Genomic DNA, 17,006 nt, shown 5'->3' with positions numbered 1-17,006 from the left:
TGGATGCATAGAGTAGGGGAGGGGGCAATGGCTACAATCGATGAATTTCGAGAGGAAGTGATTGAAACACTGTGCGAACTCGCTGGATGCAGTGAAGACGATGCCCAAGCCATAGCAGAGGAAAAACACTCCGATATCGAATACGGCCATAAATACCGTCTCAGCCCAGCCATTATCGCGGGGTCTATTTTGGGAATAAACGATTGCTGTGTCCCAAACCAACCCCCAAAGAGCTGAGCTTTGCAAAATCGCTATAGCGGTGACCTATAGAGCACAAACAACCCTTGAAGCTTCCAATGTATCCTCTCGTGATCGTTTTTTAGCGTCCTCAGAGCGATGAACGAATAATAAACAACTCTGTGTTGCAATAAATCGTTTCTGAGCCTTAGAGGTGTGTTATCATTGCGCTAATTAAACATCCATAAGAGAGGAAGACCATGCAGCAACCTTTTATGGCGTATGAAAACGATACGGACGGATTCACTATCGGTGAACTCCAAATTAAAAACGGTATGGAAATAATAACGATTGAAGGTACTCTCGAAATCACCAAAGACCGACAAGGGCTCGAAGCGGCACTCAAACTCAAACGGGCTGTCGATGCCGCCATTGATGCGCTCAAACGTGATCGTAATCTTCCCGATAGTATTCGAGACTAAGGTGAAAATAACCTAGGGAAGAGTTAGAACTTCATCCCCAGATTAAAACCGAAGTGGCCAAAGGGCGCACCTATGGCGAATGTGTCATGGATGAGATATCCAGTATCAAAATGATCGATGGAGAGTTTCGCACTACCTTGCACATTAAAGAGAAGCCCAAACGGTTATGTCGTGTATGGGAAAATATCCTGGAGTAGGGCGGAGTGTTAAATACTATTTTTCCAATGCTCTTTGGGTGATCGTTTCTTTGGTAGCACACTCATAATAGCCGATATGAGTAGCAGAAGAAAAGAATATCGCGTATCGCTCAAAAGTTTTCCCTAACTCAATTGCCTCGTCGAAGCTGATCTCATAGATACCATTAAGTTATAACTCATACTCGTATTCTACACTTTTACCAGCGAATGAAAGTTCGCGAATCAATTACTAAGGATTTATATTATGAAACATACGGCAGCTTTTGCTTATACCGGCAGTGAGTTGGCAAAAAAAACTAAAATTACAATGCCAGAGGCACAAAAGATTGTCCTTAAAGCATATGAGGGTAAGATTATTGATCAGGAGTTGGAAAAACGGAAGAGCTGAACTGTTAATAGAACATAATGGACTTATATTAAATCCAAAAACATTTGAAGCGACACTAGATTATCAAACTTTCTACTAAAGAATTTGCAGTTCTAATGGCACTGATTCAAACACCGGGAGCCCCCCTATCAAAAGGACAACTTGAGGAGAAACTCTATGGATGGGAGGACTCTAATCAAAGATATCTTATCAACTAATCCGATTTTTCCCTAGTCTCTTGGAGTCGTATAATGCATTATCCGCTTTAACTATTAAACTTTCAATGGTATCTTCATCTTCAAACAAAGCGACTCCAAAGCTAGCTGTTTTATAACCGATATTTTTAAATTCGTGTGAAGAAAATCCAAGACGTAACCGTTCAGCCAACTCTTTTGCTTGTAAATACGTCGTTTGCGGGCAGAGAATAATAAACTCTTCTCCTCCCCATCGTCCAATACGGTCACTTGAACGAATCAAATCTTGAAATATGACCGATAATTTTTTCAATACTTCATCACCCACTGGGTGACCGTAGGTATCATTAATATGTTTAAAGTCATCTAAATCTACCATAATGATAGAAAAAGAGGTTTGATATCGTTGTGCTTCATCAATAAACAATTGGGCAAATTCTTCGATGGAGTTACGGTTATAAAGCCCTGTCAATACATCGATTTTTGTTAATGCTTTAAATAATATTTCATTGGTAATATTTTGCCGTACCGCTTGATAACCAATAATAGCTCCATCATCAAAAATCGGTTCTATATAAGCATCTACCCAATAAAAATCTTTATTTTTTTTAAGATTTTTAATACGCCCATGCCAAGGCTTACCTTCTGTGATCATCGTCCATAAATTTCGATATATTTCATCTGCTACATCAGGATGTCGAAGTAAATTATGTTTTTTACCAATAAGTTCTAATTCGGTATAACCCGTCAGATTACAAAATGCTTCACTGACATAAACGATAACTCCATCTACATCAGTAATAGAAGTCGATACATGTTTTTCTAGTAAAGAAATGTATTGATTAAAATGTCTGCGTTTAATTCCCATTAAGACTCTTTTACGTTAATCGATCCATAGTGTGAAGCAATTCACCCATCTTACCATCTACAGCTCCAACATACTGAGTCAAACTCATCATTTCATCCATATTGTGTGGTTGTCCTATCAACTCTTCAAGCGTGTATCCGGCTATTTTGCAAAAGTCTTCATTGGCAAAAAGAATTTTCCCTTTTGAATCGGTTTGTGATACCAAAAAATCAGTATTATTAAGGGTATGTTCCATGTTTTTTTCCTTTATATAGTGTTATTATTTTCAATCTTGCATATTTTCACGAATGGATAAAAATTGATCCAAATGTTCAAAAAACAAATCAACCATTTTCGGATCAATATGTTTTGCACGTTCTGTTCTAAATAAATCCAATATATCTTCCATATCCCACGCTTTTTTATAGACCCGATTATGGCCTAAAGCATCGAATACATCAGCGATGGCGGTGATACGACCATAGATCGGAATATCTTCCCCTTTTAATCCTCTCGGATATCCACTGCCATCGTATTTTTCATAATGGGTATACGCAACAATCGCAAATCTTTCATTTGCATACGTAATAATATTATTGGTGCTGGTTTTTAATATTGCGGTTGTTGAATTGATAGCTTCTTCGTACTGTGCAGTATAGTGAACTTTTTCTTCAAGATTTTTGCTGGTTGTATCCAGCTCATGTTTTAAAAATAATTTGTATTCTTCGAGTTCAGTAACATCGTGGCGTATGGCGATAAACTCAGAAATATTACCATCGATGTCAAAAATAGGATTAATAACCGTATGAACCCAATACGAACTTCCATTTTTATTACGGTTTTTTACAACACCTTCCCATGATTGACCATTTAAAATAGTTTCCCAAAGCCCTTTGAATACTTCTTGAGGCATGTCGGGATGTCGAATAATATTATGAGGCCGCCCAATCAGCTCTTCAGCCGTGTAGCCGGATATTTTACAAAATTTTTCATTTGCATAGGTAATAAATCCACATTTGTCGGTTTTTGAGACTATTACACTTCGATCAACGGCTTCTCGATAGTTTTGAAACAGTTTTTGCTCGCGCGCCGTCTCTCTCTCTCTCTCTCTCTCTCTCTCTCTGTACTCGAATGATCTTGCTTGCATGCAGTCAACATAATTCCTTCCAAGATTAATAATTGTTACATTATACAAATAAAAAATTTCTTTTCACATATAACCCAGCACACTAGAATATAGACCAATGTCCAATGTTACACATTGTAGCTTATCACTTTGATTATTTATCTTCAAGTAAATTTTTACTTGCTCGCTCTTTTTGCTCGCTCTTCAACTAACATAGAATTAAGGGTATCAATAACTTCACGACTACCTTTTTCAGCATCTTTAAAATAAGTCATAACGTTTTTGGATTCTTGTCCACAAGTATTAGCTTTAACACAATTAACAGCCGCAATGATATTATCATGCACTGATTTGTGTGGAGATTCGAGTTTTCTAAAACTAGGGGTATTCCCGAAAATTTGGGAGCCTTTTCCACCTTCAGCCCATTTGCCGAGACGACAATGGTGATGATCCACAAACTCTTCATCCACTTTGTTACTAAATACGCTTTTATATCCTTTTGCTTTGAAAAGCAAGTGATCTAGTTTAACTAAAACCATAAAGACAGAGTAGAGCACATTTGTTGAATCAGTCTCAATTTCTTCTGCTCTATTACCTAAAGCTATTAGCGTAGAACGGAATTGTTCAAGTTTCTGTGTTGAATTACTTGAAATAGTTTCCATAATGCTTGAGCGCTCATGTATTTCCATAGCGTTTTGCTTGAGGCTTTGAACACTCATTGCGACCTCTGCTGTCGCTTTTTGGGTACGTTCTGCAAGTTTTCGTACTTCATCGGCGACAACGGCAAACCCTCGTCCGTGTTCTCCTGCACGTGCCGCTTCAATAGCCGCATTCAGCGCAAGCAGATTGGTCTGATCGGAAATATCTTTAATGAGGTCAATTACTTGACCAATAGAACCAACGCCATCATTTAATTGACCAACGGAACCGTAATTATCTGTAATATTACTGACTAACTGTTGTTGAATTTCAAGGATTTCACCAATATCTTCATTTATTTCAATCGCATTGTTTCGATTGTTTTTATTAAGAGACTCCATATCTTCTAAATTACTTACATTATCCGCAAGGTCTTTTTGAAGCAGTGATAAATCTGTTTGACACGCACCGGTAAGGTTTTCTGTAAGATGCTGGATAAGATCAAACATCACAGCATTATTCTTTAATTTGGAAACCTCTTGTTTCAACTGCTGATTTTCATCATTTAAACGGTGATTGTCGTCATTTAAACTTTTAATTTCATTTTTTAACTCTGCTTCAATTTTTAAAAACTGAGCCTTTTTATTACCAAAAAACATGTATATTTTTCCTTTTTAAGTTTAATCGATATATCGATCCCATATCTCTAAACATTCTTCGAGATTGTTTAAAAACAAATCAATCAATCTTGGGTAGTAATGTATTATATATATATATATATATTAAACTTTAAATAACTCGCCAATTCAAGTCATAAGTGCAACACCTATGCTTTTAATAATGATGGCAACTAATCGTGTTTTGTATATATTAATCTTTAAAACTACTTATAAAGTGGTTAATTATTTCCTCAACGTTTTCAGGAAGTAAGCCACCATTAAGCCAATACTCAACGTAACCGTTGATTGTTGCGTTAAAAAGATAGGCTAGCTTTAAAGAGTCTGTTTCTTTGAGATTTTCTTTTATACAAATATCTTTAAACCAGTTTTCTAAAATTTTTATATTTGAAAGCAGGGGATTTGCATTGGACATATTGAGCTTTACTAAATAGAGCGGGTCACCCAAGATCGGATCTAAAAAAGCCATTTTTTTATTTCGAAATGCTTCAAATTTATAGGTAACAAATAGCTTAAGAGAAGTCAATGAATCTTTATCACGGCACATATTCTCTAAATGGGTATAAAAAAGTTTTCTCTGATGTGCAATATAAGCGTAATAAAGTTCCTCTTTAGAGGTAAAGAGTTTATATAATGAGCCAACAGATATCCCGATATGTTGTGAGATATCTTGAATGGTTGCGTTGTTATACCCTTTTTCTTCGAAATATATTGAAACCTCTTCTAGTATTGTGTTTTTTTTAAATTCTTGAACTTTTTTCTTGACGATATTTTTCACAATTTATATCTCCATACTTAACATATGGGCAAATTATACACAAGTTTCTATATTAAGAATGTGTTTAATGTAAAATGAATATAATTCATAAAATTGAATTGTATTTATACTGTTGGGAAATATATGAAAAATCAAATAAAAAATAAGGCTAGAATCCGTAAATATATGTTTTCGGGAGGTGCTATTGTCTTGATAATCGTTTCGGTAGTTTTTTATTTGAGGGGAGGGCGTTTTGTTTCCACTGATGATGCGTATGTAAAGGCTGCCCGAGTAAATATAAGCTCTAATATTTCAGGACGTGTAATAAAAATTTTTGTCAAAGAAAATCAGCAAGTGCATAAAGGCGATCCTCTTTTTGAGCTTGATGACCGTGAATATAAAATTGCTATTGTTGATGCAAAAGCTAAATTGGCAAATGCCAAGCTACAGATTGAGGCATTGGAAGCAACATACAAACAACGAAAAGCTGATGTGCTTTCCGCCGAAGCGACACTAGCCTATGAGACAAATGAGCTTAAACGTCAGAAAAATTTGTTTTTGAGTGGAGCATCATCCCAAGCGAAACTGGATTCCGCACAGCATAATTTTGATACAGCGATTGAAAAGCTACATGCATTAAAAGAAGAACAAAACAATATCAGTTCATTATTGGGCAATAATCTAACAATAAATATCGATAATCATCCGACCGTACAACAAGCTCGGGCTGAGTTGGAACAAGCTAAGCTCAACCTCTCCTATACTGTTACAAAAGCACCGATGGATGGCATAGTTTCAAAAGTAGATCAACTACAGCCCGGGAGTTACATCAATGCGGCATCTGCATTATTTTCTCTTATGTCACAAAATATAGTCTGGGTGGAAGCAAATTTTAAAGAGACAGAGCTTGCTTATATGTGTGCAGGCCAAAAAGCAAAAATAGAGGTTGATGCATACCCTGATAAAACATTTTATGGCAGTGTGGAAAGTTTCAGTTCTGGAACGGGATCAAGTTTTTCTTTATTGCCGGCAGAAAATGCGTCTGGTAACTGGGTTAAGGTCGTACAACGTTTACCTGTACAAATTAAAATTAATAATCTGGACAGTAATCGTCCGTTGCATTCTGGGTTGAGCACTGTAGTAGAGGTTGACACACATCATAGTCGGATAAAAGATTTCTTATAATGGCTGAGCATCCATCACTCCACACTCCACTTGAGGAAGTTATAGAAGAACTTGGCGAAGGTTCGACATATCCCCATCCTCCTCATAAGGAGAATTCAAAAGCAGATATAAATCGTCCTTTGATTACTTTTGGAATTATGGCTGCAACTATTATGCAATCTCTTGATTCCACGATTGCCAATGTGGCTTTGCCCCAAATGCAAGGAGCACTTTCAGCTACTCAAGATCAGATGGGTTGGGTTCTTACCTCTTATATTATTGCAGCAGCCATTATGATTCCACTTACCGGATGGCTGGCTGGTCGATTCGGACGAAAAAAAGTTTTTCTGATATCAATCGTAGGATTTACTGTGACTTCTGCGTTATGTGGTTTATCGGAAAGTTTGCCTGAGATCGTGTTATTTCGTCTTTTACAAGGAATTTCTGGAGCGGCATTGGTTCCGCTCTCTCAAGCAGTTTTATTTGATATCAATCCACCTGAACAACATGGAAAAGCTATGTCAATTTGGGGAGTAGGGGTGACGCTTGGTCCAATTTTAGGTCCTCTTCTTGGTGGATGGCTTACGCAGGACTATAGCTGGCGCTGGGTTTTTTTTATTAATGTTCCAATTGGTGTGATAGCATTTTTGATCCTTTCCACTTCAATGGAAGAGACAAAAAAACTTTTCAGCAAATTTGATTTTTTTGGTTTTATTACACTTGCACTTTCTATTTTTGCATTACAGATGTTTCTTGATCGCGGAGAGTTGAAAGATTGGTTTAATTCCAATGAAATAATTATCGAAGCTATGCTCGCATGCGTGGCATTTTATTATTTCCTTGTACATTCATTTACATATTCGCGTCCATTTTTAAGTCCATCTTTGTTTGCAGACCGTAATTTTGTTACAGCAAATATATTTATTTTTATAATCGGGGTTGTACTTTTTGCTACCTTGGCACTTATCCCGCCGATGCTTCAAAATGAAATGGGCTATCCTTCCATTATCAGCGGAATAGTTCTGGCACCAAGAGGTATAGGTACAATGATCGGAATGATGGTTGTTGGAAGGTTAATGGGTATTTTTGATGTTAGGATAATTATTTCAATTGGATTAGGGTTGACAGCATTTTCTTTGTGGCAGATGACAAATTTTAATTTATTGATGAATGAGAATCTGGTGATTATTTCTGGAATTACCCAGGGGTTTGGAGTGGGACTGGTTTATGTGCCGCTCTCTACTATCGCATTTAGTACGCTTCCTGTATCATTAAGAAACGAGGGGACTGCTTTGTTTAATCTCCTGCGTAATCTTGGCAGTGCTATAGGCATATCCGCCGTAGAAACGCTGCTGACTCGAAATACCCAAATCGTGCACTCCAGTATTGTCGAGCATATCACACCATACAATCTGCAAAATCCGGCATTTATTTCTCTTAATATTGATCCAAATACTCTTGTTGGAATGAGTCGTCTAAATCATATGATTACAAAGCAAGCAGCTATGATCGCGTATATCGATGATTATCAATTGATGATGGTGCTCACAATCGCAGTTATACCGTTACTTATGCTGTTGCGTCCAGTTGCAAAATTACAAAACTCATAAGAGATGGAGGCGGTAAAATCACAACTAAATATGATTCAAATAGCGCGCCAACGTTACTTAGGTGGCTCGAAGGTGCTAACAAATAAAGCATAAAAGAGAAAATATAGCTACACAGGTCTCTAAACTTATAACGTATTTAACACAAAATAGGCTATCCTTTTCAAATGAATAAAACTCATCTTGATAACATTTTGAACAATGCAATAGATTTTTCTAAAAATAGTGACGCATGGAAAATAATATTGCCTATGATTTTAATTGATAAATTTATTTTGGATAAAACAGATATATCACTTTCTCATTTTGGATTGCTTCGTTCCGACAGTGATGTTTTAGTGACATTGTTTTTTAATAACAAAGTTCTTTCTCCAACCGAGTTATACGAGGCAATGTTGTTTTCTTCTGGAGGAATGACTAAGGTACTTAAAAGACTTGAAGAAAAAGAACTTATTTCACGTATTCCTTCGTCAATAGACAAAAGAAGTCTGTTGGTACAGCTTGAAGTAAAAGGGGAAGTTCTAATCAAACAAGCTCTTTTGGCCATTGCAGAATATCAATCGCAATTTCTAAGTATTCTAGAGGAAAGTGAAAAAGTAGTAATTGAAAATGCCTTTAAAAAATTAGCGTACGCATTATTAATAGATGATAATTAGCAATCCTTAATAATGCTCATTTTGTGCACTCACGATTTTTTCGACTAATGAGTACAAAGTATTTCTTTCAGAATCAGTTAATATTGCAAATATATCTTTTTCTTTTAATTGTATTAACGCTGCTAACTCCGGAAGTGTTTTATAAGCCTTTTCAGTCAGAAATATTTTTTGTACACGTTTATCTAAAGAAGATATTTCTTTTTTAATCAATTTTTTATAAGCCAATTGATCTAAAATTTTTGAAATAGACCCCTTGTTTAATTTTAGATGTAACGCAATAGAACAAGAAGAAATCGATTCATTTTCAAATACTTCTCGCAATACCAAAAATTCAGTAGACGTGATTCCATTTTTTTGGAATATATGGCTTAAAGATTGTGATAGGTGATTCATTAAAATACGCAAGACAAACCCTATAGATTCTCCATTACGGATATTCGAAAATTTGTTTATTTCCATCATATGATTTCAACCTCTATGAAATTTAATTTCTATGAGATACACTAGATGACCCAATTACCATATAGTATCATATCTTTCTAGAATGATATGATACTATATAATAATTTATTCGGACTCAGGCGTAATGAAAAAACGAGTGGCTGAACCCCTTCGAGAGCTTCGCTAACATACGCGTTTATAAGGGATTATCTAAAAAAAGGAGTGGTGTGCTTTATATATATTTTATTTATGGACTCTCCTTTTTTTCATTCGGTTTAGCTATATTATTGTATCCGAAAAGGCTGGAAGAGAATTCATTACTAAAAAACATATGGTTATTGGGATTATTCGGTATTGTTCATGGTGCTACCGAATGGATAGAGATATTCAAGATAGTGGAACCGTCTAATCTGGATGTTTTCAATTTATTAAATTTTATATTGATACCGATTTCTTTTCTATTTTTGTTTTACTTTGGGCTAGTCTCTTTGATCGATTATTATAAGAAGTTGTCTTACTCGCATATAATAATTATTTTTATGTTGTGGGCAATCATCCCATTACTGATTACTTTGAGCAGTCATGATATATATTTAACAGGTAATATTTATGCGAGATATCTCCTTGCAATTCCCGCTACTTTTCTGACCGCTTATAGATATTATTTATATAAAAATTCTCACACATTCTCTGAAGACCAAAAGCGGTATTTACTGTTATTCAGCATCACATTTTTAATATATGGATTCTTGTCAGGCTTTATAGTTCCCGCTGCTCCTACTGGGATGGCTTCCATTATAAACACGGCTACTTTCCAAGAATATATAGGCTTACCTATTCAGCTTTTCCGTGCAACATGTGCTTTTATATTAGCCTATATATCTATCGCCTTATTAAGAACATCCCGGCTTGAAGTTGAATCACAACTAATTCAGCTTTCAAAAGCACTTGAAGTGAGTGGAGATAGTGTTATTATTACTGACCGAAATGGCATCATTTTATATACAAATCCTGCTTTTGAGCAGCAGACAGGTTTTACAAAGGAAGAAGCATATGGGAAAACCCCTGTCATTATAAAATCAGGTGCACAGCAACAAAGCTTCTATGAAGATTTATGGGTGACTATCTTAAATGGGGATACTTTTAGAAGTTACATTATTAATAAAAAGAAAGATGGTGAACTTTACTATGAATACAAAGCAATTGCACCTATAACTAATAACAAAGGTCAAATTGTCTCTTTTGTATCCACAGGAAAAGATGTAACAGAGCATATGCTCCTTGAACAAAAATATGAACAACTTGCTTCTGTGGATACATTAACTGAAATTGCCAATCGTATGAAATTTGATGAAGTTCTAAAGTACTCGGTGGATCGAGCAAAGCGATATAATATCGAACTCTCAGTTATTTTATTTGATATAGATAATTTTAAAAAAGTCAATGATACCTATGGGCATTTAATTGGTGATGATGTCTTAAAAAAAATAGTGCAAATAGGCAAAGAGAATATTAGGGAAAGCGATTTAATTGCTCGATGGGGAGGTGAAGAGTTTATGATTCTTCAGACGGATATTCCATCAAAAGAAGCGCTTGTTTTAGCAGAACGGTTGCGTCAAGCTATAGAAAGCCATATTTTTAAAGATGTAGGCAAGGTAACAGCCAGTTTTGGTGTTGCAACATTTCGTAATGATGAGAAGACAGACTCATTTTTAAAAAGGGTGGATGATGCACTTTATTCTGCAAAAACAAGTGGTAAGAATAAAGTAGTGGTAGTATAGTATATGGCGGTTAATAAGTAGAATCCCAGTTTTTTTGACAGAAGCTGGAGAAGTCCATCAGATTGTTCATTCTGCTATGTACAATCTGATGACAATTTTCTTGACGTAGCTGATAGATTATAAATTAACCCGTTGCTTCAATGCCGCATTACGTAAAAAGAAGTTCGAAATCATTCTGATTTCCAACCGCCACCAAGGGCTTTGTAGAGAGTAATCTGGTTTGACAGCAGTTGTGCTTGCAGTGCCACCAAATTCACCTGTGCATTTAATTCCCCCCTTTTAGCCTCAAGCACATTCAAGTAATCGACATATCCAGCGTTATAGCGTATTTCGGACAATGTAGAAAGTTTGGCATAGGCATCTTCACCCTCTTGCTGTGCTACAATTTTTGCCTTGGAAGATTCGATCTTTTTCAGAGAATCATAGACCTCTTTAAAAGCATTTTTGACACTTTTGGCATATTGGATTTGCGCCGTCTCTTTTTTGGATTCAGAACTTTCAACTTGATTTTTTATCCGTCCGAAATCAAGTAAAGGGACGTTTAGTGAAGGTCCGATCCCCCACACTCCCGCAGAATTTTGCATAAGACGGTTCAGCTCCGAACTCTCCAGACCTATATTTCCCGTCAATGAAATGGAAGGGAAATACGCGGCTTTTGCGACACCGATGTTGGCATTTGCCGCACGCAGCAGTTCCTCTGCCGAGCGGATATCGGGACGTCTTTGGAGCAGATCGGAGGGGATTGCAGCAGGAATAGTAAGCGGTTTCGGAAGTTCTTTGACCGTCGTAAATCCCATTTCGCTCATCTCTTTCGGAGTACGCCCGATTAAAACCGCCAATGCGTTTTCATTCAACACTTTCGACTCTTTGAGCCCTTCAAGCGAGAGTTTGGCATTGGCATAGAGCGTGTGGGCCTGCTCAAGCGTCAAAGCGTCGATCTCACCGAAACGGTGTTGGCGAAGACGGTATTCGTACCCTTCTTTAAACGACTCGACGCTTTGTTCGGTGATCTCGATTTGCCGTTTGATCGCTACGAGATTGAAATAGGTCTCGGCGACGCTGCTGATCAATGTAATACGAACCGTATCCCGATCGGCCTGAGTTGCCGTAAGCTCGGACAAAGCGGCAGATTCCCGATTTTTCAGTTTTCCCCAAAAATCGATTTCATATCCCAGCGTCGCCGACAAGCCATAGGTATTATAGATCATACCGCCCATAGGAGAGAGCGATTCTTGGCTTGTCTTTTGGCGATTCGCCGATGCCGATGCGTTTAGGGCAGGATAGCGTTCCGCCTCACTCAGTCCTAGCAATGCTTTCGCCGTATTGACGTTGCTGATAGAGAGTTTCAAATCGTCGCTGTTACGCAGTGCTTCTTCGATCAGAGCATCGAGAGAGGGATCTTGGTAACGTTTCCACCACACGGCCGTCACGATTTGCGCGGTCGTATTGTTATCTTCCAGCTGTGTCGGAAGCTCCGGAGTCTGGATCTGAAGATTCGGTGCCAGCGAACAACCGCCGATTGCCAAGGCGGTCGCCAATAATAAAGGGATATTACGCTTCATGTTGAGCCTCTTTACGTTTAAACTTATTCGTCAGTTTCATAATCAAATAATAAAAGAGCGGAATAAAAAATATCGCGACAACGGTTAGCATTGTCATACCGCTTACCACCGTCGTTCCGATGATATGACGGCTGTTGGCTCCCGCTCCCGTACTGATTGCGAGAGGAATGGTACCGCCGATAAACGCCAAAGAGGTCATAACGATCGGACGAAACCGGATCGTCGCACCCGCGATGGTAGCATCGTACAGACTCATCCCCTCTTTGAGTTTTTGCTGTGCGAACTCTACGATCAAAATAGCGTTTTTAGCTGCCAGTCCGACCAAAGTCACCAGCCCGACCTGAAAATAGATATCGTTTTCCAGCCCGCGCCAATAGACCCCGAGCGATGCTCCGAGCAGAGCGAAAGGGACGGTCATTAATACCGCAAACGGAATGCTCCAGCTCTCGTACAGTGCCGCAAGGATCAAAAAGATAAAGACAATCGCATACACAAACGTATTGTTCCCTTCCTCGGCCAGTTTTTTCTCCTGATATGCCGTACCCGTCCATGCGATGGAGTACCCTTCCGGCAATGTTTTTTTCGATATCTCTTCAATGATCCGCATCGCCTCTCCCGAGCTGTACCCCGGAGCCGGTTCGGCAGAGATCTGTCCCGCCGTAAACATGTTAAAGCGCTGAATGACACTCGGTCCCACTACACGTTCGGCATCAACCAGTGAGCTGATCGGAATAAGCGCACCGTTAGCGGAACGGACGAATACGTCGCTATAATCTTCCACATCGTCGCGATAATTCGACTCGACTTGCAAGTTGACATGATAAACGCGCCCGAACATATTGAAATCGTTTGCATATCCGGAACCGAATGTAGTCCCCAAGGTTTTATAGATATCGGAAATTTCAACATTCATCGCCTTGGCTTTGTCTTTATCGATCGTGATATGGTATTGAGGGACTTCCGTATTCATCGTCGTCCGTACGGCTCTGAGCTCGGGACGTTTGTTCGCCTCCGCGACGATTTGAGAGACATATTTGCTCAGGTCCTGAATATCTCCCCCTTTTCGGTCTTGGACATACATATCGAAACCGCCGGTCGAACTCATACCGATAATAGCGGGAAGATTGACCGCGATAACCATCGCTTCTTTGTTCTGTGAAAACTGCCCCATCAAAGAGCCTACAAGAGCCGTAGACTCCTGTTCGGGAGATTTTCGAAGCGACCAATCTTTCAGCCCCGCAAAAGCGACCCCCGCATCGGATTTAAACGCAAATGTCGCGAAATCGATACCGCTCATCGCTCCGACGTAGTCGATGTTCGGGTTTGACAATGCGGTTCCAATCACCTCTTTTTGGGCGTTGACCGTCCGCTCCAGCGATGCTCCCGGCATCAGATATGAGAGGACCAGTACGATCCCTTTGTCTTCACCCGGGACAAGCCCCGTCGGAAGTTTCTGTGTCATCCAGACCGCCGAAGCGATCATCACTCCGAATATCAAAACATTCAGCGCCGCATAGCGAAGCATTTTTTTGACTCCGGCACTGAACCACAGTGTCAAGCGATCGAAAAAACGGTTGAAGAGTCGAATAAAGAAGATCGGCTCAGGTTCATGTTTTTTCAAAAAGACGGCACACAATGCCGGCGTCAACGTCAATGCGACCAACCCTGAAATGGCGACGGAAATGACGATCGTCATCGCGAACTGCTGATACATTACCCCACTAAATCCTCCGCTCAGTCCGGCAGGGATAAAAACGGCAGAGAGAACTAATACGATTGCGATAACCGGTCCGGCGATCTCTTTCATCGCTATGACCGTCGCTTCTTTGACAGTTATTTTCTCATCCGTCCTCAAAACCCTCTCGACGTTTTCGATAACGACAATAGCATCATCGACAACCAAACCGATCGCGAGAATAAGGGCAAACAGAGTCAAAAGATTGATCGAAAACCCCGCCATATACAAACCGGCAAATGTCCCGATGATTGAGACCGGAATCGCCAGTACCGGAATGATCGTCGCACGCCAGTTCCCCAAAAAGAGGTAAATGATGATAACAACCATGATAAATGCCTCAAGGAGCGTATGCTTGACCTCGTTGATCGACGTTTGGACGAATTTGGTCGTGTCGTACAACGAAGTATATTGCACATCTTTCGGAAATTCTTTGGAGGCTTCGGTGAGTACTTTGTCCAGTTCCGCCGATACTTCCAATGCATTCGCACCCGGAGCCAAGAACACCCCGGCAACCGCCATATCCTGTTTGTTCAGCATCCCTTTGAGCATGTAGCGCTCGGCACCGAGCTCAACGCGGGCAACGTCTTTGAGATGGAGCGACGATCCGTCTTCGTTGGTACGGACCAGAATGTTGCCGAACTCTTCGGCCGTTTTGAGCCGCCCTTCCGTCGTAACGGTATAGTTAAATGCCTGCTTGGATGCGACCGGTTCTTCTCCGATCTGTCCGGCGGACATTTGGACGTTTTGCCCCTCAATCACCCCCAAAACGTCGTTTGGAGTCAGATTATAGGCAGCCATCTTATCGGGACGGAGCCAAATCCGAATGGCATACTCTTTGCTCCCGAACAAAAAGGCGTCTCCTACCCCTTTGATCCGTTTGATATCATCCATAACGTTAATCAACGCGTAGTTGTTCAGCCACAACGCATCATGGACTCCACCCTTCGAGGTAAATCCGATGACCCGTAACATATCGGGTGAACGCTCCCGTACGCTGATCCCCTGGCGTCTTACCTCTTCGGGCAGCTTGGTCAACGCTACCTGGACACGGTTGTTGATATCGACATTCGCCGCGGCCGGATTGGTTCCCGTCGCGAACGTTACGCTGATACTGAGTGTTCCGCTGGGTGAGGCGGTCGAACTCATATAGATCATATTTTTGGCACCGTTGATCGCATCTTCGAGCGGTGCCGCAACCGTTTTCGCCAGCGTTTCGGCATCCGCACCGGGATAGGTCGCCTGAACCATGATTTGAGGCGGAACGACGGCCGGATATTCTTGAATCGGCAGTTTGTTGAGACCGATCAAACCTGCTAAAATGATGATAACCGACAATACCGTTGAAAAAATCGGCCGATCGATAAAATATTTGGAAAACATGCTTATTTCCCTTCGGAATTGACGACTTTGTCAATTGTAACGGGAGCTCCCGGCTGAATACGGAAAAAATTATTGACGATGACGGTATCTCCCGCTTTTAGACCTTGTTCGATGATAAAATTATCGCCGCTTTTTTTACCGAGTTTGATCGGACGTATCCCGACGACCCCTTTATCGACAACCATTACGATCGTCCCCATTTTGTTTTGCAGTACCGCTTTTTGGGGAACCGTGATTGCTGCATCCGTATGAACTCCCACGATATTAATCCGCCCGAACGCTCCGGGAATCAGTACGTTGAGCGGATTTTTCAAACGGGCTCGGACTTTGATGCTTCCGGTATTGGTATTGATCTGGGGAGCGACATAGTCGACGAATCCCGTGTAGATCGCACCGTTGTAATTAAAGGCTACTTTGAGCTTCTCCCCTTTAGCAAGAGTTTGCAGCGAACCTCCCGCTTTACGGACATCGACATCGGGAATTGAGAATTCCGCATAGATCGGATCGACCTGCGTGATGCTGACCAACGGTGTCCCCGCCGTAACGACGTTGCCGACATCGATTTGTTTCATTTCGACGATTCCGTTGATCGGCGCTTTGACAGCGGTATAGTTCAAATCGATTTTTGCCGACTGAAGCCGCGCTCGTGCAGAAGAAACGTCGGCTTTCGCTATCTCATAGGCCGAGAGAGCCGCATCGTACTCTTTCTTGCTGATCGCATTGTTTTTAAACAGGTTTTCAACCCGTTCCCAATCCCTCTGCGCGTTGGTAAGTGCCGCTTTTTTAACTTCCAGATCGGCACTTCGCTCATTCACCAATGCCGCATAACTGTCCGGCTCAATCCGATAAAGCAGATCCCCTTTTTTGACATAACTCCCTTCGGTGTAGAGCTTTTGGGTCAATACTCCGGTAATCCGCGAGGTTACCGTAGCATTCGCCATTGCGTTTAGACGTGCCGGGTAAGCAAACGTAATCGGAATCGGCTGAGCCGAACCGACTTTATAGACATCCACTTTCGGAGCGGATTGTGTTTGTGCGGCAGGTGCTTTTTGGGCTCCTTGCAACGATAGCGGTATCAGTCCGATAAGGATGGCCGCACCTGTCGAAAGTATCGGATTTGTAATAAGTCTCATTCTCTCTCCTAATGAATTGTGTCGATAAATATCAATAAATCTTGCTAGAAAGATAGCTATATTCGCCTTATATTCACCTTT

Annotated in this window: 18 protein-coding genes and 1 pseudogene; 9 read left to right on the top strand and 10 right to left on the bottom strand. The window is 40.3% G+C overall.

What is annotated here, in order from left to right; translation table 11 throughout:
- Window positions 1–27 precede the first annotated feature (27 nt).
- The 5 genes from WC407_RS14425 to WC407_RS14405 all read left to right on the top strand — a co-directional run bounded on the left by WC407_RS14425 (window position 28) and on the right by WC407_RS14405 (window position 1,441).
- The gene (locus tag WC407_RS14425) at window positions 28–237 is read left to right on the top strand and encodes a hypothetical protein (RefSeq protein ID WP_299991325.1); all 210 of its coding nucleotides are present in this window, start codon (window positions 28–30) and stop codon (window positions 235–237) included.
- Between the two features lie 200 nt (window positions 238–437).
- Window positions 438–659, top strand: a complete 222-nt coding sequence (locus WC407_RS14420; protein WP_373023371.1) for a hypothetical protein — start codon at window positions 438–440, stop codon at window positions 657–659.
- Window positions 660–712: 53 nt separating this feature from the next.
- Window positions 713–856: a hypothetical protein gene (locus tag WC407_RS14415; RefSeq protein WP_299992537.1), complete on the top strand. Its 144-nt coding sequence runs from the start codon at window positions 713–715 to the stop codon at window positions 854–856.
- A gap of 244 nt (window positions 857–1,100) precedes the next feature.
- Window positions 1,101–1,244 (top strand): hypothetical protein, encoded by a 144-nt coding sequence (locus WC407_RS14410; protein WP_299992535.1) that lies wholly within the window; start codon window positions 1,101–1,103, stop codon window positions 1,242–1,244.
- 59 nt (window positions 1,245–1,303) lie between these two features.
- Complete coding sequence (locus WC407_RS14405) at window positions 1,304–1,441, top strand: helix-turn-helix domain-containing protein (RefSeq protein WP_366141205.1); 138 nt, start codon at window positions 1,304–1,306, stop codon at window positions 1,439–1,441.
- Here the strand turns inward: WC407_RS14405 and WC407_RS14400 are convergent.
- From WC407_RS14400 to WC407_RS14375, 6 genes and pseudogenes are all read right to left on the bottom strand, one after another.
- Entirely contained in the window at window positions 1,434–2,285 is an 852-nt protein-coding gene (locus tag WC407_RS14400; protein ID WP_299992533.1) for a diguanylate cyclase, read from the bottom strand. The genes WC407_RS14405 and WC407_RS14400 overlap by 8 nt on opposite strands.
- A gap of 10 nt (window positions 2,286–2,295) precedes the next feature.
- Window positions 2,296–2,520, bottom strand: coding sequence for a PAS domain S-box protein (locus WC407_RS14395; RefSeq protein ID WP_366141204.1), 225 nt, complete (start codon window positions 2,518–2,520; stop codon window positions 2,296–2,298).
- Between the two features lie 30 nt (window positions 2,521–2,550).
- The gene (locus tag WC407_RS14390) at window positions 2,551–3,411 is read right to left on the bottom strand and encodes a PAS domain S-box protein (RefSeq protein WP_373023370.1); all 861 of its coding nucleotides are present in this window, start codon (window positions 3,409–3,411) and stop codon (window positions 2,551–2,553) included.
- A 155-nt stretch (window positions 3,412–3,566) separates the two neighbouring features.
- Window positions 3,567–3,929, bottom strand: coding sequence for a CZB domain-containing protein (locus tag WC407_RS14385; protein ID WP_299992538.1), 363 nt, complete (start codon window positions 3,927–3,929; stop codon window positions 3,567–3,569).
- 90 nt (window positions 3,930–4,019) lie between these two features.
- Window positions 4,020–4,430 (bottom strand): annotated as a pseudogene (locus WC407_RS14380) (methyl-accepting chemotaxis protein); the annotation flags it as partial.
- Window positions 4,431–4,899: 469 nt separating this feature from the next.
- Window positions 4,900–5,484, bottom strand: a complete 585-nt coding sequence (locus WC407_RS14375) for a TetR/AcrR family transcriptional regulator (RefSeq protein WP_299992530.1) — start codon at window positions 5,482–5,484, stop codon at window positions 4,900–4,902.
- Between the two features lie 123 nt (window positions 5,485–5,607).
- Between WC407_RS14375 and WC407_RS14370 the strand changes: the two genes are divergently transcribed.
- The 3 genes from WC407_RS14370 (at window position 5,608) to WC407_RS14360 (ending at window position 8,890) form a co-directional block, all read left to right on the top strand.
- Window positions 5,608–6,648 carry an HlyD family secretion protein gene (locus WC407_RS14370; RefSeq protein ID WP_299992528.1) on the top strand — a complete coding sequence of 347 codons (1,041 nt, stop codon included), beginning with the start codon at window positions 5,608–5,610 and terminating at the stop codon, window positions 6,646–6,648.
- Window positions 6,648–8,237, top strand: a complete 1,590-nt coding sequence (locus WC407_RS14365) for an MDR family MFS transporter (RefSeq protein ID WP_373023369.1) — start codon at window positions 6,648–6,650, stop codon at window positions 8,235–8,237. The genes WC407_RS14370 and WC407_RS14365 overlap by 1 nt, the downstream gene beginning before the upstream one ends.
- 164 nt (window positions 8,238–8,401) lie before the next feature.
- Window positions 8,402–8,890: a MarR family transcriptional regulator gene (locus WC407_RS14360; RefSeq protein WP_299894692.1), complete on the top strand. Its 489-nt coding sequence runs from the start codon at window positions 8,402–8,404 to the stop codon at window positions 8,888–8,890.
- Between the two features lie 6 nt (window positions 8,891–8,896).
- Here the strand turns inward: WC407_RS14360 and WC407_RS14355 are convergent, their stop codons facing one another.
- Window positions 8,897–9,352 carry a MarR family winged helix-turn-helix transcriptional regulator gene (locus WC407_RS14355; protein WP_299894695.1) on the bottom strand — a complete coding sequence of 152 codons (456 nt, stop codon included), beginning with the start codon at window positions 9,350–9,352 and terminating at the stop codon, window positions 8,897–8,899.
- Between the two features lie 518 nt (window positions 9,353–9,870).
- On the opposite strand from WC407_RS14355, the gene WC407_RS14350 reads away from it, so the two are divergent.
- Window positions 9,871–11,112, top strand: coding sequence for a sensor domain-containing diguanylate cyclase (locus WC407_RS14350; protein WP_299894698.1), 1,242 nt, complete (start codon window positions 9,871–9,873; stop codon window positions 11,110–11,112).
- Between the two features lie 170 nt (window positions 11,113–11,282).
- On the opposite strand, the gene WC407_RS14345 is transcribed toward WC407_RS14350, so the two are convergent.
- From WC407_RS14345 to WC407_RS14335, 3 genes are read right to left on the bottom strand one after another with little or no spacing between them, the layout of a single operon-like run.
- Window positions 11,283–12,674, bottom strand: coding sequence for an efflux transporter outer membrane subunit (locus WC407_RS14345; RefSeq protein ID WP_299894700.1), 1,392 nt, complete (start codon window positions 12,672–12,674; stop codon window positions 11,283–11,285).
- A complete protein-coding gene (locus tag WC407_RS14340) occupies window positions 12,664–15,792 on the bottom strand; it encodes an efflux RND transporter permease subunit (RefSeq protein WP_299894705.1) in 3,129 nt (1,042 codons plus the stop codon). Before WC407_RS14340 ends, WC407_RS14345 begins: the two co-directional genes overlap by 11 nt.
- 2 nt (window positions 15,793–15,794) lie before the next feature.
- Entirely contained in the window at window positions 15,795–16,925 is a 1,131-nt protein-coding gene (locus WC407_RS14335) for an efflux RND transporter periplasmic adaptor subunit (protein ID WP_373023368.1), read from the bottom strand.
- Window positions 16,926–17,006 lie beyond the last annotated feature (81 nt).

Source organism: Sulfuricurvum sp. (assembly GCF_041651515.1).
Taxonomy (GTDB): Bacteria; Campylobacterota; Campylobacteria; order Campylobacterales; family Sulfurimonadaceae; genus Sulfuricurvum.
Note: the sequence above shows the minus strand (reverse complement) of the source record. Positions and strands in the feature narration are given on the sequence as shown.

Coding starts and splice junctions, on each gene's coding strand:
- WC407_RS14395 (WP_366141204.1), bottom strand. CDS start 2,520: ATGGAACATACCCTTAATAATACTGATTTTTTGGTATCACAAACCGAT.
- WC407_RS14350 (WP_299894698.1), top strand. CDS start 9,871: ATGTTGTGGGCAATCATCCCATTACTGATTACTTTGAGCAGTCATGAT.
- WC407_RS14390 (WP_373023370.1), bottom strand. CDS start 3,411: ATGCAAGCAAGATCATTCGAGTACAGAGAGAGAGAGAGAGAGAGAGAG.
- WC407_RS14365 (WP_373023369.1), top strand. CDS start 6,648: ATGGCTGAGCATCCATCACTCCACACTCCACTTGAGGAAGTTATAGAA.
- WC407_RS14400 (WP_299992533.1), bottom strand. CDS start 2,285: ATGGGAATTAAACGCAGACATTTTAATCAATACATTTCTTTACTAGAA.
- WC407_RS14370 (WP_299992528.1), top strand. CDS start 5,608: ATGAAAAATCAAATAAAAAATAAGGCTAGAATCCGTAAATATATGTTT.
- WC407_RS14345 (WP_299894700.1), bottom strand. CDS start 12,674: ATGAAGCGTAATATCCCTTTATTATTGGCGACCGCCTTGGCAATCGGC.
- WC407_RS14420 (WP_373023371.1), top strand. CDS start 438: ATGCAGCAACCTTTTATGGCGTATGAAAACGATACGGACGGATTCACT.
- WC407_RS14360 (WP_299894692.1), top strand. CDS start 8,402: ATGAATAAAACTCATCTTGATAACATTTTGAACAATGCAATAGATTTT.
- WC407_RS14410 (WP_299992535.1), top strand. CDS start 1,101: ATGAAACATACGGCAGCTTTTGCTTATACCGGCAGTGAGTTGGCAAAA.
- WC407_RS14355 (WP_299894695.1), bottom strand. CDS start 9,352: ATGATGGAAATAAACAAATTTTCGAATATCCGTAATGGAGAATCTATA.
- WC407_RS14385 (WP_299992538.1), bottom strand. CDS start 3,929: ATGGTTTTAGTTAAACTAGATCACTTGCTTTTCAAAGCAAAAGGATAT.
- WC407_RS14340 (WP_299894705.1), bottom strand. CDS start 15,792: ATGTTTTCCAAATATTTTATCGATCGGCCGATTTTTTCAACGGTATTG.
- WC407_RS14425 (WP_299991325.1), top strand. CDS start 28: ATGGCTACAATCGATGAATTTCGAGAGGAAGTGATTGAAACACTGTGC.
- WC407_RS14335 (WP_373023368.1), bottom strand. CDS start 16,925: ATGAGACTTATTACAAATCCGATACTTTCGACAGGTGCGGCCATCCTT.